This window comes from Rhizobium sp. N731 (assembly GCF_001664145.1).
In the GTDB taxonomy this organism is placed as follows: Bacteria; Pseudomonadota; Alphaproteobacteria; order Rhizobiales; family Rhizobiaceae; genus Rhizobium; species Rhizobium esperanzae.
Genome location: NZ_CP013601.1, coordinates 247,962 through 272,484, shown reverse-complemented (window position 1 = coordinate 272,484; position 24,523 = coordinate 247,962). Strand labels below are relative to the sequence as shown.

At 60.9% G+C, this 24,523-nt stretch carries 30 protein-coding genes and 1 tRNA gene; 21 read left to right on the top strand and 10 right to left on the bottom strand.

Annotated features, from left to right (window positions below; genetic code table 11):
• Positions 1–3: 3 nt before the first annotated feature.
• From AMK02_RS01330 to AMK02_RS01320, 3 genes are all read right to left on the bottom strand, one after another.
• A complete protein-coding gene (locus AMK02_RS01330) occupies positions 4–894 on the bottom strand; it encodes an EamA family transporter (protein WP_064800339.1) in 891 nt (296 codons plus the stop codon).
• A 93-nt stretch (positions 895–987) separates the two neighbouring features.
• The gene (recX, locus tag AMK02_RS01325) at positions 988–1,539 is read right to left on the bottom strand and encodes a recombination regulator RecX (RefSeq protein ID WP_064800338.1); all 552 of its coding nucleotides are present in this window, start codon (positions 1,537–1,539) and stop codon (positions 988–990) included.
• Between the two features lie 9 nt (positions 1,540–1,548).
• Positions 1,549–2,574, bottom strand: a complete 1,026-nt coding sequence (locus tag AMK02_RS01320; protein WP_064800337.1) for a histone deacetylase family protein — start codon at positions 2,572–2,574, stop codon at positions 1,549–1,551.
• Between AMK02_RS01320 and AMK02_RS31595 the strand changes: the two genes are divergently transcribed.
• Together AMK02_RS31595 and AMK02_RS01315 are read left to right on the top strand one after the other, a co-directional pair.
• Positions 2,564–2,725 carry a hypothetical protein gene (locus AMK02_RS31595; protein WP_164517753.1) on the top strand — a complete coding sequence of 54 codons (162 nt, stop codon included), beginning with the start codon at positions 2,564–2,566 and terminating at the stop codon, positions 2,723–2,725. The genes AMK02_RS01320 and AMK02_RS31595 overlap by 11 nt on opposite strands.
• Entirely contained in the window at positions 2,722–3,333 is a 612-nt protein-coding gene (locus AMK02_RS01315; RefSeq protein ID WP_064800336.1) for an HAD-IA family hydrolase, read from the top strand. Before AMK02_RS31595 ends, AMK02_RS01315 begins: the two co-directional genes overlap by 4 nt.
• Positions 3,334–3,348: 15 nt before the next feature.
• Here AMK02_RS01315 and AMK02_RS01310 read toward each other — a convergent pair whose 3' ends face one another.
• Positions 3,349–3,867, bottom strand: a complete 519-nt coding sequence (locus AMK02_RS01310) for a GNAT family N-acetyltransferase (protein ID WP_064800335.1) — start codon at positions 3,865–3,867, stop codon at positions 3,349–3,351.
• 24 nt (positions 3,868–3,891) lie between these two features.
• Entirely contained in the window at positions 3,892–4,461 is a 570-nt protein-coding gene (locus tag AMK02_RS01305) for a helix-turn-helix domain-containing protein (protein WP_064800334.1), read from the bottom strand.
• A 137-nt stretch (positions 4,462–4,598) separates the two neighbouring features.
• Between AMK02_RS01305 and tenA the strand changes: the two genes are divergently transcribed.
• The 4 genes from tenA (at position 4,599) to AMK02_RS01285 (ending at position 7,794) form a co-directional block, all read left to right on the top strand.
• A complete protein-coding gene (tenA, locus tag AMK02_RS01300; protein ID WP_064800333.1) occupies positions 4,599–5,297 on the top strand; it encodes a thiaminase II in 699 nt (232 codons plus the stop codon).
• 77 nt (positions 5,298–5,374) lie between these two features.
• The gene (gene lepA, locus AMK02_RS01295; protein WP_064800332.1) at positions 5,375–7,207 is read left to right on the top strand and encodes a translation elongation factor 4; all 1,833 of its coding nucleotides are present in this window, start codon (positions 5,375–5,377) and stop codon (positions 7,205–7,207) included.
• Positions 7,208–7,264: 57 nt separating this feature from the next.
• Positions 7,265–7,495: a type II toxin-antitoxin system CcdA family antitoxin gene (locus tag AMK02_RS01290; RefSeq protein WP_064800331.1), complete on the top strand. Its 231-nt coding sequence runs from the start codon at positions 7,265–7,267 to the stop codon at positions 7,493–7,495.
• Complete coding sequence (locus AMK02_RS01285) at positions 7,495–7,794, top strand: CcdB family protein (RefSeq protein WP_064800330.1); 300 nt, start codon at positions 7,495–7,497, stop codon at positions 7,792–7,794. Before AMK02_RS01290 ends, AMK02_RS01285 begins: the two co-directional genes overlap by 1 nt.
• Before the next feature lie 4 nt (positions 7,795–7,798).
• Here AMK02_RS01285 and AMK02_RS01280 read toward each other — a convergent pair whose 3' ends face one another.
• From AMK02_RS01280 to AMK02_RS01270, 3 genes are all read right to left on the bottom strand, one after another.
• Positions 7,799–8,251, bottom strand: coding sequence for a GFA family protein (locus AMK02_RS01280; RefSeq protein ID WP_064800329.1), 453 nt, complete (start codon positions 8,249–8,251; stop codon positions 7,799–7,801).
• A 73-nt stretch (positions 8,252–8,324) separates the two neighbouring features.
• A complete protein-coding gene (locus AMK02_RS01275) occupies positions 8,325–8,882 on the bottom strand; it encodes a sugar O-acetyltransferase (protein WP_064805832.1) in 558 nt (185 codons plus the stop codon).
• A gap of 11 nt (positions 8,883–8,893) precedes the next feature.
• A complete protein-coding gene (locus tag AMK02_RS01270; protein ID WP_064800328.1) occupies positions 8,894–9,631 on the bottom strand; it encodes a type 1 glutamine amidotransferase in 738 nt (245 codons plus the stop codon).
• Positions 9,632–9,756: 125 nt separating this feature from the next.
• Between AMK02_RS01270 and AMK02_RS01265 the strand changes: the two genes are divergently transcribed.
• Positions 9,757–10,050, top strand: coding sequence for a SelT/SelW/SelH family protein (locus AMK02_RS01265; protein WP_011423629.1), 294 nt, complete (start codon positions 9,757–9,759; stop codon positions 10,048–10,050).
• Positions 10,051–10,060: 10 nt separating this feature from the next.
• Here the strand turns inward: AMK02_RS01265 and AMK02_RS01260 are convergent, their stop codons facing one another.
• Positions 10,061–10,468: a BA14K family protein gene (locus tag AMK02_RS01260; protein WP_064800327.1), complete on the bottom strand. Its 408-nt coding sequence runs from the start codon at positions 10,466–10,468 to the stop codon at positions 10,061–10,063.
• A gap of 168 nt (positions 10,469–10,636) precedes the next feature.
• On the opposite strand from AMK02_RS01260, the gene AMK02_RS01255 reads away from it, so the two are divergent.
• Positions 10,637–10,721, top strand: a tRNA-Leu gene (locus tag AMK02_RS01255).
• A 129-nt stretch (positions 10,722–10,850) separates the two neighbouring features.
• Here the strand turns inward: AMK02_RS01255 and AMK02_RS01250 are convergent.
• Positions 10,851–11,141 (bottom strand): DUF982 domain-containing protein, encoded by a 291-nt coding sequence (locus AMK02_RS01250; protein ID WP_064800326.1) that lies wholly within the window; start codon positions 11,139–11,141, stop codon positions 10,851–10,853.
• A gap of 310 nt (positions 11,142–11,451) precedes the next feature.
• Between AMK02_RS01250 and AMK02_RS01245 the strand changes: the two genes are divergently transcribed.
• From AMK02_RS01245 to AMK02_RS01185, 13 genes are all read left to right on the top strand, one after another.
• Positions 11,452–12,906 carry an AMP-binding protein gene (locus AMK02_RS01245; protein ID WP_082929634.1) on the top strand — a complete coding sequence of 485 codons (1,455 nt, stop codon included), beginning with the start codon at positions 11,452–11,454 and terminating at the stop codon, positions 12,904–12,906.
• Entirely contained in the window at positions 12,903–13,991 is a 1,089-nt protein-coding gene (locus tag AMK02_RS01240; RefSeq protein WP_064800324.1) for a LuxE/PaaK family acyltransferase, read from the top strand. Before AMK02_RS01245 ends, AMK02_RS01240 begins: the two co-directional genes overlap by 4 nt.
• Positions 13,975–15,183, top strand: coding sequence for an acyl-CoA reductase (locus AMK02_RS01235; protein WP_064800323.1), 1,209 nt, complete (start codon positions 13,975–13,977; stop codon positions 15,181–15,183). Before AMK02_RS01240 ends, AMK02_RS01235 begins: the two co-directional genes overlap by 17 nt.
• A gap of 91 nt (positions 15,184–15,274) precedes the next feature.
• On the top strand, positions 15,275–15,523 hold the full coding sequence (locus AMK02_RS01230) for an acyl carrier protein (RefSeq protein ID WP_064800322.1): 249 nt from the start codon (positions 15,275–15,277) through the stop codon (positions 15,521–15,523).
• Positions 15,520–15,999, top strand: coding sequence for a 3-hydroxyacyl-ACP dehydratase FabZ family protein (locus AMK02_RS01225; protein WP_064800321.1), 480 nt, complete (start codon positions 15,520–15,522; stop codon positions 15,997–15,999). Before AMK02_RS01230 ends, AMK02_RS01225 begins: the two co-directional genes overlap by 4 nt.
• Positions 16,000–16,011: 12 nt before the next feature.
• The gene (locus AMK02_RS01220) at positions 16,012–17,793 is read left to right on the top strand and encodes a thiamine pyrophosphate-binding protein (protein ID WP_064800320.1); all 1,782 of its coding nucleotides are present in this window, start codon (positions 16,012–16,014) and stop codon (positions 17,791–17,793) included.
• Positions 17,794–17,804: 11 nt separating this feature from the next.
• The gene (locus AMK02_RS01215; protein ID WP_064800319.1) at positions 17,805–18,836 is read left to right on the top strand and encodes an N-acetylneuraminate synthase family protein; all 1,032 of its coding nucleotides are present in this window, start codon (positions 17,805–17,807) and stop codon (positions 18,834–18,836) included.
• 15 nt (positions 18,837–18,851) lie between these two features.
• Positions 18,852–19,490 (top strand): GNAT family N-acetyltransferase, encoded by a 639-nt coding sequence (locus AMK02_RS01210; RefSeq protein WP_064800318.1) that lies wholly within the window; start codon positions 18,852–18,854, stop codon positions 19,488–19,490.
• A 150-nt stretch (positions 19,491–19,640) separates the two neighbouring features.
• On the top strand, positions 19,641–20,414 hold the full coding sequence (rfbF, locus tag AMK02_RS01205; RefSeq protein WP_064800317.1) for a glucose-1-phosphate cytidylyltransferase: 774 nt from the start codon (positions 19,641–19,643) through the stop codon (positions 20,412–20,414).
• The gene (gene rfbG / locus AMK02_RS01200) at positions 20,405–21,469 is read left to right on the top strand and encodes a CDP-glucose 4,6-dehydratase (RefSeq protein WP_064800316.1); all 1,065 of its coding nucleotides are present in this window, start codon (positions 20,405–20,407) and stop codon (positions 21,467–21,469) included. The genes rfbF and rfbG overlap by 10 nt, the downstream gene beginning before the upstream one ends.
• Positions 21,466–22,701, top strand: a complete 1,236-nt coding sequence (locus tag AMK02_RS01195; RefSeq protein ID WP_064800315.1) for a class I SAM-dependent methyltransferase — start codon at positions 21,466–21,468, stop codon at positions 22,699–22,701. Before rfbG ends, AMK02_RS01195 begins: the two co-directional genes overlap by 4 nt.
• A complete protein-coding gene (locus AMK02_RS01190) occupies positions 22,698–23,240 on the top strand; it encodes a dTDP-4-dehydrorhamnose 3,5-epimerase family protein (RefSeq protein ID WP_064800314.1) in 543 nt (180 codons plus the stop codon). Before AMK02_RS01195 ends, AMK02_RS01190 begins: the two co-directional genes overlap by 4 nt.
• Positions 23,237–24,475, top strand: a complete 1,239-nt coding sequence (locus AMK02_RS01185) for a glycosyltransferase family 2 protein (RefSeq protein WP_064800313.1) — start codon at positions 23,237–23,239, stop codon at positions 24,473–24,475. Before AMK02_RS01190 ends, AMK02_RS01185 begins: the two co-directional genes overlap by 4 nt.
• Positions 24,476–24,523 lie beyond the last annotated feature (48 nt).

Genomic DNA, 24,523 nt, shown 5'->3' with positions numbered 1-24,523 from the left:
TCACTATCTTGCGGAAAAGGTCGCGCCGGCACTTGCGGCAACCACCAAGGCAGTTCCGGCCATCTGCAGCAGCGTCATCGGCTGCGCCAGAATGACGAAACCTGCGAGTGCCGCAATGGCCGGCTCGAGGCTCATGAGAATGCCGAAGGAGGCTGTCGGCATGCGCCGCAGGGCAATCAGTTCCAGCGTGTAGGGCAGCAGCGGCACAAGAATGGCAAGGCCCGCCATTTCAACCAGGCCGTAAGCATCGAGCTTCGGCATGGCGCCGGCAAAGCCGAAGGGTGTCGCGACAAGAGCGGCGACCATCAACGACATGGACAGCCCTTCCAGCCCCTTGAAGCTCGCGCCGATCTTTTTCGTCAGGACGATATAGATCGCCCATCCGGTTCCCGCGCCGAGCGCAAAGAGAATGCCCCCGATATCGCCGACCCAGCCTTCACCGTCATGGGCGAGGGCCAGAACGCCAAGTGCCGCAATGAGCGGCCAGATGAGGCGCCGGCTGAGGCCATAGCCAATGGTCGCTACGGACAGCGGACCGAGAAAATCGATCGCCACGGCAAGACCGAGCGGAATGCGCTCGATCGACGCGAAGAAGCTTATGGTCATCAGCGCTGTCGTCGCGCCGAGAACCAGTGCGCTCGTCCATTGCGCCCTGTTGTAGCTGACGATGCGCGGCCGCACGACAAGGGCAAGAATGATGGCCGCAAAAGCCAGGCGCAGCCAGCTCGCGCCGGCCGGTCCATAGGTTGAGATGGCTGAGGATGAGAGTGCGGCGCCGAACTGGATCGACGACATGGACAGGAGGCACATCAGGCCACCGGTCGCTACTCCGCCAAATGCTGTTGACGCCTCTGCGGTCAGCGTGCCCGCGCCGGCATTTGCTCTTTCTTCCATGCTCGTCCCCGATTGTGCGCTCTTCTTACGAAGACGGCTTGCGAGCGACAAATTCAAACTTCTGATCCGGCCAGCAAAAGGCCTTATGCGATATCAAAGATGGCCGACCAGGATGACGTCTTCGGCATCCTCCAAACTCATGTCGAACACCTTCCTGCCGATGTCGAAGCTGAAGCCGTTGCGGGCGAAGGCCGAAAGCTCTTTGGCCTTTCGCTTTTCATCAAGCTCGACGCGGCGGAAGGGGCCGAAGGCGCGTTTGCGGGCGAAGATCGTCGCGGCATAGAGATCGTCAGCCTGCTCGAGGGCGGCCTCGACCTTGTCGCCGGAGACGCCCTTGGCCGCAAGTTTCCGGGCGATGGCGCGCTTCGATTTGCCGCCGCGCAGCTGGGAACGCGTGCTGATCTCGGCATAGGCGCCATCATCGAGCGCCTTGTTGTCATAGGCGAACCTGACGGCGAAATCGGCAAGGGCTTTGAGTTGCGCCGCGCCGATATTCTCGAACTTCTCTTTCGCCTTGCGAGTGATGGCATCAAACAGCTGCTTTTCGGTCATCATCCGCCGCTCCAAGCGATAAATGGCGGAGTTGCGCGCCCAGCTCAGCATGCGTGGTGTCGGTGTATCGGAGGAAACAGTCTCGTCGGTCATATCAAGCGATCAGGCTTCCAGGCCCTTGAGGACATTGGCGACGTTGAGGCCGATTTCCGGCACGCCGTAACCGCCCTCCATGCAGGTGACGACGGGCAGGCCGGCGGCGGAGATCATCTCTCCCATGCGAATGAAGTCTTCGGATTTCAGCTGGAAGAAGGAAATCGGGTCGCACTCGAAGGTATCGACGCCGAGGGCCACGACGATCGCCTCGGCGCCGAAGGCCTTGATGCGAGCGAGAGCATCGGCAAGGGCCGAAGACCAGACCTGCCAGGGCGTGTGCGGCGGCATCGGATAGTTGCGGTTGGCACCCGCGCCCTCCCCCTCCCCTTCCTCATCGGCATGGCCGAGGAAATAGGGAAAGGCGAACAGGGGATCGCCATGCAGCGAGGCGGTGAAGACATCGCCTCTGTGATAGAAGAGATCCTGCGTGCCGTTGCCATGGTGGAAATCGACATCGAGCACGGCGACCTTCTTCGCACCGTGATCGATGAGCCGCTGGGCCGCGACGCCCGCATTGTTGATGAAACAATAGCCGCCGAAGAGATCGATGCCGGCATGATGGCCGGGCGGACGGCAAAGCGCAAAGGCGAAACGGTTGCCGGCATTCAGCCAATCCGCGGCTGTGACGGCGCAACGCATCGAGGCGATCGCCGCTTCGTAGGAGCCTTTGGTGATGGAGGTGTCGGCGGCATTGGCGTAATGGCCGATCGCGCCGACGATATTGTCGGGCACGCGCTGGCTGGTGCGGCGGACCGGGAAGGAATTGGCGATCGCCTCACCCTCGAAGCCGGCCGCGACCCAGCGATCCCAGACGGTGGCGAGAAAATCGAGATAGGCGGGATCATGCACCTTTCGGGCCGTATCCAGCCCATGCGCATCCGGCGCCACGACATCCCGGAAACCGGCTTCAGTGACCGCCGTCAGGATCCACTCGGCCCGAAACGGCGCCTCGAAGGGCGTCACCAGCTGGCCGGCATAGAGCTCGGTCCTGGCATCACGCAGCTTGTGGTCTTCGGAATAGATGACGCGCATTTCAGATCCTGTCCTTGAACAAAAATCGATCGGCGAGATCGACACTTACATGGAGCGGGGCCAACAAAAAAGCGGCATGGCGCTCTTGATTGCCCAAGCAAACGAAGCCACCTTCGGCCGCCGTTCCGGAGCGAGGGAATCTGCCGCATGAAAGTGTTGATGGTCGATGTCGATGGCGTGCTGATTCATGGGCGTCCGGCCGACGGCCTCCCTCTCTTCACATTTCTGGAACGCGATCTGGGACTTAGTCTCGAGCTGCTGCAGCGGGAATTCTTCCAGACTCACTGGGGCGAGATCATCGTTGGCCGCGAGGCGCTGGAACCGAAGCTCGCCCAGGTGTTGGCAAAAATCGCGCCTCATCTCAGCGCCGCGACGCTGATCGATTACTGGTTTGAAAACGATTCCCGCATCGACCGCTATCTCTTGGAAGAGCTCGTCGCGCTTCGACATAGCGGTGTCACGCTCTTCCTGGCGACCAACCAGGAGCATAGGCGAGCGCGCTATCTGATGGAACAGGCCGGCCTTGGCGTGCATTTCGACGACATCCTCTATTCCGCAGCCCTCGGGCACCGGAAACCTTCTCTGGACTTCTTCAGGCTTGCAACCGAGCGCGCGGGCGTCCCGCCCGGTGACATCGCCTTCATCGATGATATGGCGGAAAATGTCGAAGCGGCGCGACAGTTCGGCTGGAATGCGGCCGTGTGGACAGCGGGCGCTACAGTTGCGGGTGCGTTTCCGGTATTCGGCCGGTTGGCTTGAGTCGATCTGGCGCAATCAGGCGAGCCGCTTGTAGAACAAGGTGGTGTCGCAAAAGCCGCCTTCCGGCCACAGAGCATAATCGGGAATGACGCCGACGCGCTGCCAGCCCAGGCGGGGATAGATCGCCTCGGCATCGCTGCCGGTTGCCGTATCGAGCACGAGCAGGGTCTTGCCGCGGGCGGCCGCCTCGCGTTCGGCGGCTTCCATCAGCAGCCGGGCAAGGCCGCGCCCGCGGGCGGAACGATGCACCAGGAGCTTCTTCAGATCGCCGCGATGCGGCTGGTTCGGCATCTGCGCGGCGCCCACCTGCACCGTGCCGACGATCCGGCCATCGAGTTCGGCGACAACAAGCAGGCTGCCGCCGCCGGCAACCGCATCGGCAACGTCCAGCCAATAGGGCTCGGCATCTTCAGGTCCATAGGGCTGCATGAAGCCGACGGAGGCGCCGCCCGTGACGCAATCGGCCAGCACCTCCGAGAGGGCCGGAATGGCGGCGCGGGCCTCCTCGGCAGAAAGGATGCGAATGTCAGGCATGTTCTGCTCCTGAAATGAAGGTCGTCATCGGCCGCCGCGATCGAGCACGACGCAATAGCGCGCCGGCGCATCGCCGGGATTATTAAAGGAATGGCCCTCGCCGACCGGCATGAAAAGGCAATCGCCTGGACGCAGCCGGTAGACCGCCTCACCCGCCGTCATCTCCAACTCGCCGTCGAAGAGCCAGACATGCTGCGTCATGTCATGGGATGCCGCATGCGGTGGGAAGCTGACGCGGGCGCCGGGTGGAAATTCGACTTCGACGATATCGACGGCGGAGCCGGTGCCGGGCGCCGATACCGCGCGCCTGAGATAACCGGTCTCCGGATCGCGCCAGACCTGCTGCTCCTGCCGCCGCGCCAGCGGCGAGGCCTGCTGCCCCTCCTCTGCAAAGAAGGCTGAGAGCGACAGGCCGAGCGCGGCGCAGACCCTCGCCAGCAGCGAGGCGGTCGGGCTCGCCTCCGCCCGCTCGATGCGCGAAATCATTGCGCGGCTGACGCCCGACGCCTCGGCAAGCTCATCCAGCGTCAGGCCCTTTTCCAGCCTCAAGGTGCGAATGCGGCTGCCGATCGCCTGTTCGAGTTCCTGTTCCATCGCCGATCCATGATTCTACTATATGAGAACTACATTATCTCATGATAGAATCAAGCCTCCCTCGATGCTTCATCTCGCTTGCCTTCACCCCCGCGCCGCCGATATATGGCAGCGGCGCTTGCAGAGCGGAGGACATCATGGACGGCAGCATGCAGAACACCGGAATCACGGGAAGCTTCACGGCCGCCGCCTGGGAGCAGATCAAACCTCTTATGGCCGAGATCGAGCGATTGCCGCTCTTGGAACGGCTTTCGGACGGCACGCTGCCGCCGGAGGTTTTCCGTCACTACATCCTGCAAGACGCAATCTATCTGAAGCATTATGCCCGGTGCCTCGCCATCGTCGCGGCCAAGGCGCCCGACAATGCACAGGTGCTGCGCTTCCTGGGTTCGGCGCAGAAGGCCATCACCGTCGAGCAGGGCCTGCATGCGGGCTTCCTCTCGCAATTCGGCATTTCGAGCGCGGATGTGACGGCCGCCGAGCCCTCGCCTTCCTGTTTCGCCTATACGAATTTCCTTCTGGCGACCGCCTATCACAGCTCCTATGCCGTTGCGCTTTCGGCCATCCTGCCCTGCTTCTGGATCTACATGCATGTCGGCGAAGGCATCAAAGGCAGGCCGGCGATCGACGGCAATGTTTTTCAGGCCTGGATCAACACCTATGGCGATCCGCAATTTGCAGCCGGCGCCCGCGAGGTGATCGCACTGACCGATATCGCCGCCCGCGCGGCATCGGAGACGGAGCGTGTCGCGATGATGGACGTTTTCGCGCGCGCCTCGCAGTATGAATGGATGTTCTGGGATTCGGCCTGGCGGCTGGAGACCTGGCCGGTCTGACGCACGCTGGGCAAACCCGCAAAATAGCGTAAAATCCGGGATAATTACCGCTTTGCGGCAGGGGGCGGCGCTGCTATATGGCGCGCATGAGCACCAATTCGACCACTCCGCTGTCCCATATCCGCAACTTCTCGATCGTGGCCCATATCGACCACGGCAAATCGACGCTGGCCGACCGCCTGATCCAGACGACGGGCGGACTTGCCGAGCGCGAAATGTCCGAGCAAGTGCTCGACAATATGGAGATCGAGCGCGAACGCGGCATCACCATCAAGGCCCAGACCGTGCGCCTGCACTACCAGGCGAACAATGGCGAGAAATATATTCTCAACCTGATCGACACGCCCGGTCACGTCGACTTCGCCTATGAAGTCTCGCGATCGCTGTCGGCCTGCGAGGGCTCGCTGCTGGTCGTCGACGCCAGCCAGGGCGTGGAAGCGCAGACGCTCGCCAATGTCTACCAGGCGATCGACAACAACCACGAGCTCGTCACCGTGCTCAACAAGATCGACCTGCCGGCCGCCGAACCCGACCGCATCAAGGAACAGATCGAGGAAGTGATCGGCATCGACGCTTCGGAGGCCGTGCTGATTTCCGCCAAGACCGGCCTCGGCATTCCCGACGTGCTGGAAGCGATCGTCCACAAACTGCCGGCGCCGAAGAGCCCGGGCGGCGACAAGGCGCCACTGAAGGCGCTGCTCGTCGACAGCTGGTACGACACCTATCTCGGCGTCATGGTTCTCGTGCGCGTCATCGACGGCGTGCTGACCAAGGGCCAGACGATCCGCATGATGGGCACGGATGCGAAATACCAGGTTGAGCGCGTCGGCGTGCTGACACCGAAGATGGTCAATGTCGACAGCCTCGGCCCCGGCGAGATCGGTTTTATCACCGCCTCGATCAAGGAAGTCGCCGATACGCGCGTCGGCGATACGATTACCGAAGACAAGCGCCCGACCGCAGAAGCCTTGCCGGGCTTCAAGCCGGCGCAGCCGGTGGTGTTCTGCGGCCTGTTCCCGGTCGATGCCGCCGATTTCGAGGATCTGCGCGCCGCGATGGGCAAGCTTCGCCTCAATGACGCGTCCTTCTCCTTCGAAATGGAATCATCTGCCGCTCTCGGCTTCGGCTTCCGCTGCGGCTTCCTCGGCCTCTTGCATCTCGAAATCATCCAGGAGCGCCTGGAGCGCGAGTTCGACCTCGACCTCATCGCCACGGCTCCTTCCGTCGTCTATCAGCTGACGATGACCGACGGCAGCGAGCGCGAACTGCACAATCCGGCCGACATGCCCGATGTCGTCAAGATTGCCGAAATCCGCGAGCCGTGGATCAAGGCGACGATCATGACGCCGGACGATTATCTCGGGGGCATTCTGAAACTCTGCCAGGACCGCCGCGGCATCCAGACCGAGCTGACCTATGTCGGCACCCGGGCGATGGTGACCTATGAACTGCCGCTCAACGAAGTCGTCTTCGACTTCTACGACCGGCTGAAATCGATCTCCAAGGGCTACGCATCCTTCGACTATCACCTCGAAGGCTACCGCGCCGGCAACCTCGTGAAGATGTCGATCCTCGTCAATGGCGAGCCGGTCGATGCACTCTCGATGCTCGTGCATCGCATGGCAGCTGAAAAGCGCGGCCGCGACATGTGCGAGCGGCTGAAGGAGCTGATTCCGAAGCACATGTTCAAGATCCCGATCCAGGCGGCGATCGGCGGCAACGTGATTGCCCGCGAAACCATCTCGGCGCTGCGCAAGGACGTCACGGCCAAGTGCTACGGCGGCGACGCCACCCGCAAGCGCAAGCTGCTCGACAAGCAGAAGGAAGGCAAGAAGCGCATGCGCCAGTTCGGCAAGGTGGAGATTCCACAGGAAGCCTTCATCGCCGCGCTCAAGATGGGCGATGAATAACGCTTCTCAATGACGTCTTATGCGCATATGATCTGCGCATAACACGAGGAGATCCTTATGGGTCATCAGGCGAGAAAAGCAGCGAATCTTTCACTTGATGAAAGCCTCGTTTTCCAGGCCCGCGAGCTCAAGATCAACATATCCAGGGCGGCGGAAGAAGGTATCGCGAAAGCGATAAAGGCCGAACGCGAGCGGCTGTGGCGGATCGAGAACGCCGAGGCTATCGCCGCTTCCAATGCTTATGTCGAGAAGCACGGCCTGCCTTTTCAGAAATATCGACAGTTCTGATGGCTCGGTTTCATGTTTACAATCTGATGCATAGCGATGCGTTCGCCCTCGATCTGCAGTCAGACCTACACGGCGAGCTGACGACGCGAATCATGGCGCCGATGCTTCCGCTGGAAGCTCTTCCCAAAATCATGCGTCAGCTCAATCCGCAATTCGTCATCAATGACGTGCCATACGTGATGGCGACCCAGTTTATCGGTGCGGTTTCCACTAAGGAGATCGGCGTCGTTGCCGCGGATCTCACCTCCGATAGCGATCGCATCGTCGCTGCCGTCGATTTTCTTTTCCAAGGCTTCTAAGCCCTCACCTCCTGCCCATATACTCCTTCACCAACCCCTCGTAGGCGTCCATCTCGGGTAGCGCTTCGTAACTATACACCGCGCCGGTCTCGGCAAACGACAGCTTCTCGCTCGTCCATGTCTCGATGAAGGGCTTGAACCAGCTGGGGTCGTCGAGCATGGTGACGCGTAGGTTGACGAACCAGTCCATGCCTTCCGGCCGGGTGAACATCCAGCTCATGCAGTGCGGGCAGAAATAATGCTTGGTGGCGCCGTGCAGGCCGCCGATAACAGGCTCGCCCTTGGCAACCTCGAAGCCTTCGCTGGGGATGGCGGCACTCAGCGAATAGGCGCTCGCCGTCATCTTCTGGCAGCCTGTGCAATGGCAGGCCATGGCCAGCAGCGGCGGAGCGCTGATCTTCAAGCGCACCCGGCCGCAGCGGCAGCCGCCCTCCATGGGCAAATTCGGTGATGTCATGATATCTCTCCCCTTCCGTCCTCTGATCTAGAGGAGGCGGCGTCATTGTCGAGGGAGCGCACCGGTGCAAATCTCAAAAGCGGTTTATCGGACGCGCGGGATTGCCGACCACCGTTGCGCCCGCCGGCACATCCTTCGTGACGACGGCGCCCGCACCCACGATCGCGCCATCGCCGATCGTCACGCCGCCGAGGATGATGGCGGCGCCGCCGATCCAGACGTCGCTGCCGATTGCGACCGGCCGGGCGATCTCGATCCCCCTACTGCGAAGCGCCGGATCCTTGTGATGCTCGGCGCAATAGATCTGCACGCCCGGGCCGAACATGGTGCGATCGCCGATCGTCACGCTGCCGGAATCAAGGATGGTGCAGCCGGCATTGACATAGACGCGCTCGCCGAGAACGATATTGATGCCGTAGGAGCAGTGAAACGGCGCTTCGATAAAGATATCGGAGGCGGCCTGTGCAAAAAGCGCCCTGAGGGCGGGCGCTGCGGAGCCGCGCTCGTCCGGCGGCAGCGTATTGTGGGCGTGGACGGCGAGCCGCGCCTGCCGGCGCAGGTGATCGAGCTCGTCGTCAAGGCAGCAATACCACTCACCCGCCACCATCTTCTCGCGTTCGCTTGCCATCAGCGCATCGCCCTTCAAGCCGGGACCTGCGACAGCATCTCGACCTCTTGCCGTTCGATCTGCCCGACCCAGGCGCGGGCGATGGCAAGGCCGGCGGCATCGGCGCCACCAGCATGCTGCGCAGTCAGCTCGGCATAGCTTTCCAGCCAGCCGGGCGCGATTCGCTCGATCGTATCGGGGAATTCCGCCTTCCACTGCTCGATCACCGTTCTGTCAGCCTCGAAATGAAACTGCGTGCCGTAGACGGCGCGGCCGATGCGGAAAGCTTGGTTTTCAGCGACAGGGCTGCTCGCGAGACGAACGGCGCCTGCAGGCAGGGAAAAGGTGTCGCCATGCCACTCGAAGATGGTGAATTCGCCGCCAAGCGCCGAGAGCAGCGGATCGGCGCGGCCTTCATCGGTGACGCCGATGCTGTGCCAGCCGAATTCGCGGGCGTTTCCGAGATGGTTGTCGGCGCCATAGGCGCGGGCAAGGATCTGGCTACCGAGGCAGATGCCGAGCACGGCCTTGCCGGCATCGCCGAAGCGGCGCGCGAGCCGGGCGAGCTCCGGCAGATAGGGATGCGTCTCGTCATCCAGCGCGCTCTGCTCGCCGCCGAGAACGACCAGCGCGTCATGACTGGCTATGTCTGGCGGCAGGATGCCATTCCGCCAGACCCGGAACCACTCGATCTCAGCACCCGCCTCGTCGAGCGCCGTCGCAAGCGCGCCGAGGCCGGTGTTGCGCATATTTTCGACGACTGCGACTCGCATAGGTTCTCCCCGATGGTCGGCAGGAAGAGACCATGCCAAAGAACGGCATGCAAGATGCTTGCGCATGCGCGATTGCGCCCGCAGGCTGCAAGGGCTTAAATCACCCCAAATGAAGGGAAAACGCAATGACCGAAAAAGCCCGCGTCTCGATCCTCTACTGCACCCAGTGCAACTGGCTGCTGCGCGCCGCCTGGATGGCGCAGGAGCTGCTGAGCACCTTTTCCGACAGTCTCGGCGAGGTGGCGCTGATCCCCGGCACCGGCGGCAATTTCGAAATCCGCGTCAATGGAGATCTCATCTGGGAGCGTAAGCGCGACGGCGGCTTTCCCGGGCCGAAGGAGCTGAAGCAACGCGTCCGCGACATCATCGAGCCCGGCCGCGATCTCGGCCATGTCGACCGCGTCTCGCACGAAAGCTGACCAAACCCGCTCAGCGATAGGGTGAGCGGCAGACCCTGTAGACGCCTTCATAGGTGAGGAAGTGATCCGTCCGCGGATTATAGGAACGGTATTCATTGGTGCACCAGGCGATGTGCTTGTTCATATCCCGTGCCGGCTGCACCTGGCGCACCGGCGGCGGGTCATAGGTCAGCTGCGGCCGCCCCGCCGCGCCCGGCAGATAATAGGTCGGCCCCGCGCCCCGCGGACGGTAATTCGGCTGGACATAGGCCGGGCGATGCCATTGCTGCGGCCCAAAACCGAAGCAGCCGCGAAAATCGCAGAGCGTCGATCCCGTGTTGACCGGCCCGAGACCCGGCTTCGGCGAATCAGCGCTGGCCACGACAGGCGCGAAAACGGCAAAAAGGCCGGCGAGCAGAAGCGTGCGGGCAGCGGGCATGAGGCGTTCCTTTCGAGACCCCCTCTATATAGGGCGCCCGGAGCGAACCGCGATGTCTCACCTCCAGCCGCTCCCTCGCATGTGATCGGCTGTTTTTTGCAGACTGTCAGGAAAACTTCAAAAACCCAGTTGACAGTCACGAGCCACCCCCTTACATCGCTCTCCGTCGCCCAGATGGCGGAATTGGTAGACGCGCAGGTTTCAGGTACCTGTGCCGCGAGGCGTGGAGGTTCGAGTCCTCTTCTGGGCACCATTTCCTTTTGATCGCTGCCAAGATCAAATATTCGAACCCTTCCAAAAATTACGCACTTGGCTCTGTGGACAGAGGCCATTGACGTGCTTGCCTGGATACCGCTCCGTGAGCGGCGCAGGTTGAAGCCGGTCACGCCGCCATGTGGGATGTCGTCTTCCCGCTTTCCGATACGACCGACAAAGCTGTAATGCCGGCTTCTCTGGCGGCGCGAAGAAGCAATTCCCTCAATTCCTCCATACCGGCCTCTCCCGCGACCGCATCGTCGCAAGCCTTCACAGCCGCGACATATTCCTCTCCATCGTCGAACGGCCAATCAATTATCAGAACTTCGGCTGCGTCTCGGAGGGTCTTGACGATCCTTCGCCGACCGCCAAGAAAGAGGACAAGAGGTGCAAAATTCGGTGATGCGTTCCATTGCATGACACTTTCTCCCAAAGGTTAGAATATTAGTAATGATGCAAGAAGCATGCCGGGGAGCGGAAGGCGCTCCTGGAAGTTCTGAGCCATTTTCGCGAGATCGCCGGCGGGTCTCGCACTCACCGCCTTTGGCATCGCGGCCGGGACATATTAAGCTGAAAGGACATCAACTGATTCGACCGTTCCAGAATCGTTGACCCCATCTCTTCTATGACCGCCGAGATCAGCGGTCTTCATGAGGAGGCCTGGCGATGGATGTCAGCGCATTGCAAATGTGTGAAACACGCTAATAGCAATTCCAGGCCAAGTCTCGATGGTAGCACCCATTGCAAATTCCACCCGGCTGATGGACGCCGTCTCCTCTCAAATCGATCACATTCTGTTCGAATGTGACGACGGAACCAGCATTTCAAGTTCGAGCCTGCTGGAATTCAGCGCGCAGCGCGCATTTCGACAGACGCCCCGGCGGCTGGTCTTCTGCATGTGCGAGAACGACCCGGGCGGTTTGCTGGGCTATCTCAGCCTACTCAAACTCGATGCCGTTCCGCTGATGCTGAGCGCTAGCCTGGCGGCGGCGCAATTTGAGAAGCTGGTGTCGGCCTATCGTCCGGGTTTTGCATGGCTGCCGGACCACCGAGCCGGTGAATTCGGCGACGGGCATGTGCTGCTCTCTCACATGGGATATAGTCTCGTCGCCGCCGCGGCAGATGAAGCTTATCCGATCGACGATTCGTTGGCGCTGCTGCTCAGCACCTCGGGAAGCACGGGAACGCCGAAGTTCGTGCGGCTTTCGCACGACAATATCCTCGCCAATGCTGAGGCCATCAGCACCTATCTGGGCTTGACCGGCGAGGAGCGGCCGCTCACGACGCTGCCGCCGAGCTATTCCTACGGCCTTTCAATCATCCACAGCCATCTTCTGGCGGGAGCCACGATCGCGCTGACCAACAAGACATTCTTCGATCGGGCATTTTGGGACTTTCTGAAATCGTCGAAGGCGACGAGTTTCGGCGGCGTGCCCTATCATTACGAAATGCTGAAGAAACTGCGTTTTCCATCCATGGATCTTCCGAGCCTCAGGAGCCTGACGCAGGCGGGCGCGCGGATGGAGCCCGAACTGACGCGCGACTTCGCCGAGCTTTGCGCCAACAAGGGTATCCGCTATTTCAGCATGTACGGGCAGACCGAAGCCACCGCGCGGATGTCCTATCTCTCTCCCGACAGGGCGATCGAGAAGGCCGGCAGCATCGGCCGGCCGATCCCGGGCGGCGCTTTTTGGCTCGAGGACGAGCACGGGCAGAAGATCGAGGGCAACGACGCAGCGGGCGAGCTCGTATATTACGGCCGGAACGTCTCGATGGGCTATGCGGAGGGCTATCGGGATCTGGCGCTCGGCGACGAGCGAGGCGGCGTTCTGCGCACAGGCGATATCGCCCGCCGGGACGCCGAAGGCGATTATTACATCGTCGGGCGCCTGAAGCGTTTCCTCAAAATGTTCGGCCATCGCATCAATCTGCAGGATGTCGAGGCGCAGTTGCTGGCGGCCGGTCACACCGTCGTCTGCGCTGGCCAGGACGATCAGCTGGAAATTTACCTCCCTCAAGGCTCCGGCGAGGCCGGTAAGCTCATCAAAGCCAAACTCATTTCGGATCTGAAGATCAGCCCGAAAGCGATCAGCGTCTATGCGATTGCCGAGCTGCCGCGGAATGATTCCGGCAAGATCCAATATAATCAACTGAAGTCATCTGCCGGGGATAGCCTCGCATGAGCGTTTTTGATCCCTCCCAATGGCTCGATCGCGAGCCCTATTCGATGAAAGCCGCGGAAAAATCGGGGGCGCTGACTGAAGTCATGCGCAATCTGACCGAATGGCATCGCGACCATTGCGCCGAATATAGCGGCATTCTCGACCTCGTCAGCGATAGGGCGGCAGCGGTGGACGGATTGGAGGACGTGCCGTTCATTCCGGTTCGGCTGTTCAAGGAATTGGATCTGTTGAGCATCGAGAGAGGTCAGGTGTTCAAGACGATGACCTCATCCGGCACCAGCGGCCAGCAGGTATCGCGCATCTACCTCGACAAGGAAACCGCGGCGCTGCAAAGCAAGATCCTCGCCCGGCTGATGGCCGAAGTACTCGGCAAGAAGCGGCTGCCGATGCTGGTCATCGATTCACCGAGCGTGCTGCGCAACCGCAACGCTTTCTCGGCGCGGGGTGCCGGTATTCTCGGCTTTTCCTTCTTCGGGCAGGACGTCACCTATGCCCTCGACGACGAAATGAACCTGGACATACCGGCCATCGAGGCCTTTCTCGAGCGGCACCCGGACCAGCCGATCTTCCTGTTCGGCTTCACCTTCATGATCTGGCAGCATTTCTATGCGCCGCTGAAGGCGATGGGTAGACGTCTGCCGATCGACGGGGGCATCCTGCTGCATGGCGGGGGCTGGAAAAAGCTGCAGGATCAGGCGGTCGGCAATGTTGAATTCCGGGCGGCGATGACCGAATGCGCCGGGATCAGGCGCGTCGTCAATTATTACGGCATGGTCGAGCAGACGGGATCAATCTTCCTGGAATGCGAAGAGGGGCATCTGCATGCGCCGATTTATGCCGATGTCATTATCCGCGATCCGAAGGATTTTCGGACGCTCGAAGTCGGAGAGACCGGGCTGATCGAAGTCATGTCGCTGATACCGCGCAGTTATCCCGGGCATGCGCTGCTGACCGAGGATATCGGCCGGATCGAAGGCGAAGACGACTGCCCCTGCGGGCGGCATGGCAAGTATTTCTCGGTGGCCGGACGCATCGCCAAGGCCGAGGTCAGAGGCTGCAGCGACACCTATGAAGCAAATTCCTGAACTGCCCGTCACCCTTCGCGTCGGCGGTGCGCTCAACATGCTGGAATGCAAGCCGCTGGCGCCCTACTCCACTCAGGCGATGGAATTTCTGGCGACCCTTTCGAAGGCGTTGCTCGCGCTGCCGGCAGCGCGCCAGTATCCCGATATCGCCGCCTTCGGCTATTGGTGCCGAGCCGCAAACCTTGCCAAACTCGCGCGCGAATTCGGCACGCAATATCCCCGTATCGGCCGAGGCCTCGTGCTTCACATCGCGCCGGCCAACGTCCCGGTCAACTTCGCCTTTTCCTTCGCCTTCGGGCTGCTGGCCGGCAATGCCAACATCGTTCGTATTCCTGAACGGGATTTTCCGCAGGTCGAGATCATCTGCGACGAGATCGCCAGGCTGTTCGCCCTGCCAGTGCACAGCCGGCTGGCCGCAATGAACCGGCTGATAAAATATCCGCGCGATGACGAGATCACCGGCGCTTTGTCGGTTCATTGCCAGGCGCGGATGCTCTGGGGGGGCGATTCGACGATCGCTCATCTGCGCAAGCTTCCCGCCCATCCGCGCAGTGTCGATATCGCCTTCGCCGACCGTTATTCCTTCTGCCTGATGCAGGCCGAGGCCGTGCTCAGGGCCGACGAGCGGGCGATCGCGGAACTCGCGAGGGGTTTCTTCAACGATGTCTTCCTTCTTGACCAGAATGCCTGCTCGTCTCCGCATCTGGTGATTTGGCAAGGCGATGAAGAGCAGGCCGCAAAGGCGCAGGACCGGTTCTGGCCGACAATGGCGTCGTATCTCCAGCAGCGTTACGAGATCGCGCCGATCCATGCCGTCGACAAGTTCGTCAATCTTTGCCGGACAGCAGACAGGCTGCCGCAGGCAAGCGGGAGCACGCGGCACGACAATCTGATCTACCGCGTCAGCCTGGATGCCCTGCCCTCCGATATCGAGCGGCATCGCGGCCAATACGGCTTCTTCTACGAATATGTGACCGCAGATCTCGGCTGCCTCGCCGGGATCGTCGGCGAACGTTACCAGACGCTGACCAGCTTCGGCATCGACCGGGACGCACTGGTCCGTTTCATCATCGATGAAGGGCTGACGGGCATCGACCGGGTGGTGCCGGTCGGCAGAGCGCTCGATATGGGCGCCATCTGGGACGGCTACAACCTCGTCCAGGAGCTTTCGCGGATCGTCAGTACAGCCTAGCGCAAGGACGGCGGCGCATTGTCGGTGTTCATGTTCAGGCGCAGCTGCTGCGATTCGGACCGCTTTTGACATCGAGTGAGGACATCAGACTATGAGCAACCGTGAGAAATATCAGGCCGCTTTTGCGGAAACCTTCATGCTGGACGCCAAGGACCTGCCTAACCTGAAATATCAGGAAGCCGCAGCCTGGGACAGCGTCGGGCATATGGCGCTCATGGCCGCGCTGGAGGAAGCCTTCGGTATCGAAATGGACATCGACGACATCATCGAATTCTCCAGCTACGAAGCCGGACAGGAGATCCTGGCAAAGTACAATGTGAGCATCGAGAAGGCCGCATGAGCGACGCAACGAACGCCGTCGCTTTCGATATCAACGGCATTATCAGCCATCAGCGAAATCGCTATCCTGTTCTGCTGATCGATCGCGTCACAGCGGTCGATCCCGGCAGGAGCGCCTCGGCGGTGAAGTGCTTTACCTATAATGAATGGTTCTTCCCCGGCCATTTCGATGATGAGCCGAATGTGCCGGGTTTCATCCAGATCGAATCGCTGACGCAGACCTTCATCATGACCTTCCTCTGTATGGAGGAATACAAGGGCATGAAGACCAATTTCGTTTCGCTCAACAATGTGAAGTTCAAGCGCAAGATCGTTCCGGGCGACGTCTTGGAGATCGATGCAGTCCTCGTCTCCTTCAAGCGCGGAATTGCAATCGGCTCGGTCAGCAGCGCGGTGAGAGGCGAACCTGCCTGCAGCGGCGATTTCATCGTGGCCGTGCCCGACATCCTGGATCGCTTCAAGCCGAAAACCCCATGAGATAGACGATCGATGAGAGTTGCCGACTATATAATGCAGCGTCTCGCTGAGGCCGGGATCGGACACGTATTCCTGGTCACCGGACGTGGCGCCTTGTTCCTGACCGACGCGCTGGCCAAACATGCTGAGCTGCAGGGCATATCGGTCCATCACGAACAGTCGGCTTCTTTCGCGGCTGCCGCCTACGCCCATCAGACCGGCGGACTGGGCGCGTGCCTCGTCTCCACCGGCTGCGCCTCGACCAACACGATCACGGGCGTGCTGTCGGCCTGGCAGGACGGCATTCCCTGCATTTTCATCTCCGGCCAGAATACGCTGAAAGAAACCAGCCGCTATACCGGCATTCCGCTGCGCACCTACGGCCAGCAGGAAGCCGACATCATCTCGATCGTTCAACCGATTACCAAATATGCGAAAATGATCACCTCGGCCGAAGAGATCGTCGAAGCCATGGACACGGCGCTGACGCTCGCTAATACCGGCCGGAAAGGCCCCGTCTGGATCGATGTGCCGCTGGACTTGCAGAGCGCCCAGATCGATCCCGAAACGATCGCGCGGGCAAGTCAGGCGCCGGTGCTGCCCATAGCAACGCAGCAAGATATGGATGCTGTCGTCGCGGCGTTGTCGGCGGCCAAACGCCCCGTCGTGCTGATCGGCAATGGCCTGCGTTCCAGCGGTGCGGCGGACGCCTTTCGGCAGTTCGTGGAGCGCTGGAACGTCCCGGTGACCTTCGCCGCCTCGGCTCCGGACGCCTATGGCAGCGCCAATGCCAGGTCAATCGGCTCCGTCGGTTCGATGGGGTGTTCGCGCGCCGGAAATTTCGCGGTGCAGAATGCCGATCTGCTGCTCGTCCTCGGCTGCCGGCTGACCTCGCTGACGACGGGACCGGACTTCTGCAAATTCGCCCGGGCGGCAAAGATCGTCGTCGTCGACATCGATCAGGTCGAGCACAGCAAGGAAACCGTGCAAATCGACCGATTCGTGCATGCGGAGCTCGCCAACTTCCTCGAACGGATCAATGCAGCCGACTGCGAGCCGGCGAATGCCGCCTGGATGGCCAAGTGTCAGCACTGGAAGGCAATCTTCTCAGGCCCCGAGCCCGACTTCAGGCACGCGGAGCGCGTCGACCTCTATGAATTGGCCGAATGCCTGACCGAGCTGATGCCGCCGTCCTCGACACTGGTCACCGATTCCGGATTGAACGAGGTGATCCTGCCGACCAACATCCAGTTTTCCGACGGCATGACCGCTGTTCATCCGGCCATGCAAGGGGCGATGGGCTTTGCCCTGCCGGCGGCGATCGGCGCCTATTATGCAAAGCCGCAGCCTGTCATCGCCGTCATCGGTGACGGTTCGATCATGATGAACCTGCAGGAATTCGAGACGATCCGCTACCGCAACCTGCCGGTCAAGGTCATCGTCATCAACAACAACGTCTATTCGATCATCCGCAGACGCCAGCAGGAGCTGTTCCGGAAGCGCGTGATCGGTGTCGATCCCGCCAACGGCGTGAGCGCGCCCGATTTCTCCAAAGTCGCCGCCTGCTTCGAGCTCGATTACATCAGGATCGACGCCCCGGATCAGCTGCGGAGCGGTCTTGAGGATCTTCTCAGCCGGGATGGACCGGTTCTCTGCGAGATCATGGGCCGCGAAGATCAGGAATATATCGAGCTGGGGCAGACACGTAGCGCGATCGACCGGCGTTTCGTACGCCGTCCACTCGAAGATCAGGCCCCCTTCCTCGACCGCGATCTTTTCCTTTCGGAAATGGTCATCGAGCCCATCGACCAATAGGCAAACTCATCATGGCAACTGTCACACTTCGCAACGGCCGGCTGATCGGTGATTATCTCGCGCCCTACGTCATCGCCGAGCTGAATACGAGCCATTTCGGCGAGGTGGCCACGGCGCGAACCATGATCGCTCAGGCGAAAGAGGCCGGCTGCGATTGCGTGAAATTTCAATCGTGGAGCACGGAGTCTCTTTATTCCGCCGGTTATTACCGCGAGAACGCGATCGCGAAGCGCATCGTCAACAAGTTCTCACTTGCGGATGCGAAGCTTGAAGAGCTCGCGGCCTACTGCCGGGAGATTGGCATCGACTTCGCCTCAACGCCCTATTCGCGTTACGAAGCCGAGTTCCTGGTGAAGGTCTGCGAGGTTCCCTTCATCAAAATCGCCTCGATGGAGCTGAACAATCTGCCTTATCTCCGCCATCTCGGCAGTCTCGGTGCTCCGCTGGTGCTCTCGACCGGCATGGGTTCGCTGGAGGAAATCATCCGCGCAGTCGAGGCCATCGAAGAGACCGGCAATCGGCAGATCATCATCCTGCACTGCACCTCGGTCTATCCGGCGCCGCCGGAGACCATCCGCCTTCAGAATATCCTCGGCCTGCGCAGCGAATTCCCGGCCTACCCGATCGGATATTCCGACCACAGCACGGGTATCGAGATCCCGGCCGCGTCGATCGCGCTCGGCGCATGCGTCATCGAAAAACACTTCACGCTCGACAGCTCGCGCATCGGCATGGACAACCAGATGGCGACGGAGCCCGAGGAAATGAAGGTGATGATCTCAGCCTGCCGTAAGGTGCATACGGCGCTCGGCGGCACGGGACGGATCCTCGATCCTTCCGAGCGAGACCAGATACCGAAGATGCGGCGGAGCATCATCACTGCACGCGCCTTGAAGGCGGGCAGCGTCATCGGAGCAGACGATCTCGATGCGAAGCGGCCGGGGACGGGCATTGCGCCGACCGAAATCGGTACCGTCGTCGGCAAGCGGCTGAAAGTCGACATCGATGCCGACGAGATCATCCTTCCGGAACATTTCGAGTAACTGGAAAGTCAGCCGATGACCCCGATACAGCAATATATCCACGATATCGTGCAGGAGAAAATTTCGGCGGTCATCGATCTCGTCGACGAGAGCGGCACTCCGATCGGAAGACTCGTTCCATTGACTGTCAGCCATCTCGACGACGAAGTCATCCTCGGTAAGCTGACCGACTGGCGTAACGCCAATATGAATTTCTTCCTGACGCATTTCACCGCGACCATCGAGCGGACGAGAAGCTGGCTTGCCAATGTCGTTTTCAAGAACCCGACGCAGCTGATGTTCCTGATCTATTCGTCCGACCAGCTGATCGGCCATTTCGGCTTCAAGGACCTGACGGAGAAGGACGTGCTGCTCGACAACGCCATGCGCGGCGAGCGCGGCGGCCATCCGAAATTGCTCCAGGCCGCCGGCCGCGCCCTGATCGACTGGCTGTTCGAAAAGACCAATGTCAAAACGGTCTATGGATATGTGCTGACGACAAATGCGGCAGCGATCATGCTTAACCGGGCGATGGGCTTTGGCCTCTGGGACAAATATCCGCTCAACAAGTCCGTGACGAATGGCGAGGCTCGCTGGGACATGGGACCAAAAGGCGGAAACAGCGACGACAATTCATACTGCTATCGCGTCGAGGTCGTCCGAAGCGGCGCCTGATGCGATCCCTAGGCACTACGGTAAGCCTCGCACAAGAACGAAATTGGATACCGGAACAGGATGAAATGCGGGCTTTTCCGCCTGTTGAAAGCCCGGCGCGTCGCAGGACGGGCGGGCGGACTTGATTAGATACTCTGGAGTTCGCTTGGGATGAAAGTCGTAATTCTCGCCGGTGGCCTTGGCTCTCGTCTTGCCGAGGAAACCAGTATCCGCCCCAAGCCTCTGGTCGAAGTCGGCGGCATGCCGATCCTCTGGCACATCATGAACATCTATGCCCATCACGGGCTCAATGATTTCATCATCTGCGCCGGCTACAAGGGCTACATGATCAAGGAATACTTCGTAAACCTTGTTCTCCATCACAGCGACGTCACCGTCGATCTCGCCTCCAACAGCATCGATTATCACGGCGGCAAGCGCCCGAACTGGCGCGTCACCGTCGTCGATACCGGCGTGCATTCGATGACCGGTGGCCGTATCGGCCGCGTACGCGACTATCTCAACCCCGGCGAACCCTTCTGCATGACCTATGGCGACGGCGTCGGCGACATCGACATCGCCTCTGAAGTCGCCTTCCATCGCAGTCATGGCTTAAAGGCGACGATGTGCGCAGTCTCCCCTCCCGGCCGCTACGGCGCCACAAACATCGAAGGAAAGTTCATCACCTCCTTCGTGGAGAAACCGAAAGGCGACGGCCAGCGTATCAATGGCGGATTTTTCGTGCTCGACCCCTCGGTGGTCGATCTCATTCCGAGTGATGACACGATTTGGGAAGCAGGGCCGCTGGAATGGCTCGCCGCCAACAACCAACTCGCCGCCTTCAAACATGACGGCTTCTGGCAGCCGATGGATACGCTTCGAGAGCGCAACCATCTGGAAGAACTCTGGAACACCGGAAAGGCGCCGTGGAAGCTATGGGCCTGACCAACTTCTGGAAAGGACGGCGGGTCTTTCTGACCGGACATACTGGCTTCAAGGGATCCTGGCTCTCCCTGTGGCTGGAACGGCTCGGCGCCGCGATGACTGCGGTGTCTCTGGCGCCCGAGACCGGACCGTCGCTCTATCGGAAGCTCGCCCCCTGGGACGATCGCCGCCACCATATCGTCGATATTCGCGATGCCGCGGCACTTCTCGCCATCTTCAAAGGCTTCGAGCCGGAGATCGTCATTCATATGGCTGCGCAGGCGCTGGTGCGGCGCTCCTATGAGAACCCGGCCGAAACCTTCTCGACCAACGTGATGGGAACGGCAAATATCCTTGACGCGATCCGGCACACGCCATCCGTCAAGACGGTGCTGGTCATCACTTCGGACAAGGTCTACGCCAATAACGGCAGCGGCATACCTTTCGTCGAAACAGATACGCTCGGCGGCAAGGATCCCTATAGCAACTCCAAGGCCTGCACAGAACTCGTCTGCCAGAGCTATCGCGATAGTTTCTTCAAGGGACGCGATCTCAGACTCGCGACCGTGCGCGCCGGCAATGTCATCGGCGGCGGCGACTGGTCCAGGGACCGGTTGATCCCGGACTTCATCCGGGCCTTCGAGGGCGGCGAGCCGATCATGCTGCGTTATCCCGAGGCGATCCGCCCCTGGCAGCATGTGCTGGAGCCGCTCGGCGGCTATCTCGGCTTTGCCGAGGTGCTGACGGAGGAGCGCGGCAAGAATCTGCCGGACGCGCTGAATTTCGGCCCGAATCCGGAAAGCTTCGCCACGGTTTCCGAACTCGCAGAAGCGCTCGGGCGCGCGCATGACGTCGAAAATGTATGGCGGCTTGCGCCGGGCGAACATCTGCCTGAAGCGCCGGCGCTGACGCTGAGTTCGGCCCTTGCGTTCGACACCATCGGCTGGCGCCCACGCCTCAGCCTGCAACAGACCATCGACTGGACTGCCGCCTGGTACAAGGCCAACCGCGAAGGCGAAGACATGCGCGCCTTCTCGCTCGGCCAGATCGCGGCATATGAGGAAGCAGTATCATGACAGCGCATAATTGCCGGTTTTGCGACGCTCCGTTGAAGCATCGTTTCGTCGATCTCGGCTCGACGCCGCTCGCCAATGCCTACCTGACGGAAGAGCAGCTCAACCAGCCGGAACCGTCCTATCCGCTGCGCGCCTTCGTCTGCTCCGAATGCTGGCTGGTGCAGGCCGATGCCTTTGTTCCGCCGGAAGATATCTTCAGCCACTACGCCTATTTTTCCTCTTACAGCGACAGCTGGGTGGAGCATGCGCGCCGGTTCACCATCATGGTGCGGGAGCGCTTCGGCCTCGGTCCGACCTCGCAGGTCATCGAGGTGGCGAGCAATGACGGTTATCTCCTGAAGCATTTTGTCGAGGCCGCCGTGCCGGTGCTCGGCATCGAACCGGCCGAAAACGTAGCCGAAGTCGCCCGCGCCATCGGCGTGCCGACGGAGGCGCGCTTCTTCGGCAAGGCGACGGCCGCCGATCTCGTTTCGCGCGGGCATGCCGCTGATATCGTCATCGGCAATAATGTGCTTGCCCATGTGCCTGACATCAACGACTTCGTCGGCGGGCTTTCGGCCGTGCTGAAGCCCGACGGCGTCGTCAGCGTCGAATTTCCGCATCTGCTGCGGCTGATGGAGAGCATCCAGTTCGACACCGTGTACCACGAGCATTTCTATTATCTTTCTCTGCTCGCCGTCGAAAAGGTCTTTGCCGCCCACGGCCTGAAGGTCTTCGACGTCGAGGAACTGCCGACTCATGGCGGCAGCCTGCGCATCCTCGCCTGCCGCACGACCTCGACCGCCCACGCCACCGGTCCTGCCCTTACCAAGGTACGGGCCGACGAAAAGGCCGCCGGCTTCAACAGGACCGAAACCTACGAAGCCTTCCAGAGCCGTGTCGCGCCAATCAAGCAAGGCCTGCTCGCCTTCCTCAACGAAGCCAAGCGGAACGGCAAGAGTGTGGCCGCCTATGGCGCGGCCGCCAAGGGCAATACGCTTTTGAACTTCTGTGGCGTCGGCACCGACCTCATCGACTATGTCGTCGATCGCAATCCGCACAAGCAGGGCCACTACCTGCCGGGCAGCAAGCTGCCGATCTATGCGCCGGAGAAGATGGAAGAAACCCGGCCCGACTACGTGCTGATCCTGCCCTGGAACATCAAGAATGAGGTGGTTTCCGGCAACAGAAAGGTCGCCGCCTGGGGCGGACGTTTTGCCGTCGCCGTGCCTGAATTGACGGTGCTCGGATGAGGTTTTCGCCAACCGCGGTTGCAGGAGCCTTCGTCGTCGACGTCGAGGAACGCGCCGACAACCGCGGGGTGTTTGCGCGAACCTTCTGTGCGGAAAGCTTTGCCGCCCACCGGCTCGCCTCGGTCTATCCGCAGTGCAACGTCTCGCAGAATCACAAGCGCGGAACGCTGCGCGGTATGCACTACCAGGCCGATCCGAAACCGGAGTCAAAGCTCGTCAGGGCAATACGCGGTCGGGTCTTCGACGTGGCGCTCGACCTTCGTCCGGCATCCGAGACCTACCTCAAATGGGCCGCGGTCGAACTCGACGGCGAAAAGCGCAACGCCTTCTACATTCCGGCGGGCTGCGCCCACGGGTTCCTCACTCTCGAGGACAATTGCGAACTCTTTTACCAGATGTCCGAAGTCTACGTTGCCGAACTCGCGAGGGGTGTGCGGTACGACGACCCTGAATTCGGCATCGCCTGGCCATTCGCGCCAGTCATCATCAGTGAGCGCGACGCCGCGCTCGAAAGCTATGTCAGGGGGACACTCACTTGAGCGGCATCAAACTCAGCATCTGCATTCCGACCTATAATCGCGAACCTTTCCTTCGCCATTGCCTGACCTATTGCGAAAACGACTACAAGTTCGATTTCCCCTTCGAGATCGTCATCTGCGACAACGCCTCCACCGACGGCACACAGCAGGTGGTCGAGGAATTCATCGCCCGCGGCCTGCCGATCCGCTACTTCCGCCGTGACGAGAATGCCGGCGGCGGACCGAACTTTGCCAGCGCCTTCCGCCTCGGCAAGGGCGAATATCTCATCTATCTCGCCGACGACGACATACTGATCCCCGACGCCGTGGCCGAAACCGTCGAATATCTCGACCGGAACCCGGACGTGACCGCCGTTCAGGCGCCATGGTTCCTTTATGACGAGGTCAACAAGACCGATCTCGGGCAGTTCTTCAATCTTGAATCCGACGTGAAGTTTCAGCGGGGCAGTTTCACCGAAGTCTTCCAGTTCATCTACGAACGCCACATCTTTCCCGAGATCGCGGTCTACCGCGCCTCCGCACTTCGCTCGGCCTGGGTTCCCCGGGAATTCTGTTTCTACCCGTTCTCGTTCCTCGCCCATTTCCTCGACCAGGGCGCCGTCAGCTTCCTCAAGCGGCCATTCTACCGCTCGGTCTCCAACACGGTGATCGAACGCGACCGGCCGCAAGCGGGCACCGACGAGGTGATGACGAGCTGGGACCGCTACCGCGCGGGCCTCGAATATTTCCTCTTTACCGGAGCCAAGCGTGGCGCGATCCACCTCACGGCGGAGACCCGGCTTCAATATGAAGAAAAGTGCAAGATCTTCACGCTCAACCGCATGGCTGTCGCCTTCCGCTTCTGGGCGATGCGCAAGAACTTCCTCAAAGCATATGAACTCTACGTCCGGATCGTCTGGGGCGGCATTATCGATCACCCCGAGATCCGGCCCTTCCGCGACCGCCTGCCGCTGATGGTCGTGATCCAGACACTCGTCGGTGAAGTGAACGGCGCGATCGGCGTCAACGCACTGCTGCTCGCCGGTTTCACGGAAACGCCCGCTCTAGAGGCACTGATGCGCGAACTCGGCCTCAAGCCGCGCGTGAAAGTGACGACGGAAATCGGTGCCGATCCGATCGAGACGACGGCGGTCTTCGTCGCCGACGGCAGCGACCGAGACTATTTTGTCTCGCTCGGCTACCTGCCTGGCATCGTCCTGCACGAACACGACCTCGCCCGGCATGTGATCATGTAAGCCTCAAGTCACGTGAGCCCCGGGGCGAGTTTCAGGCGCCAAGTTTAT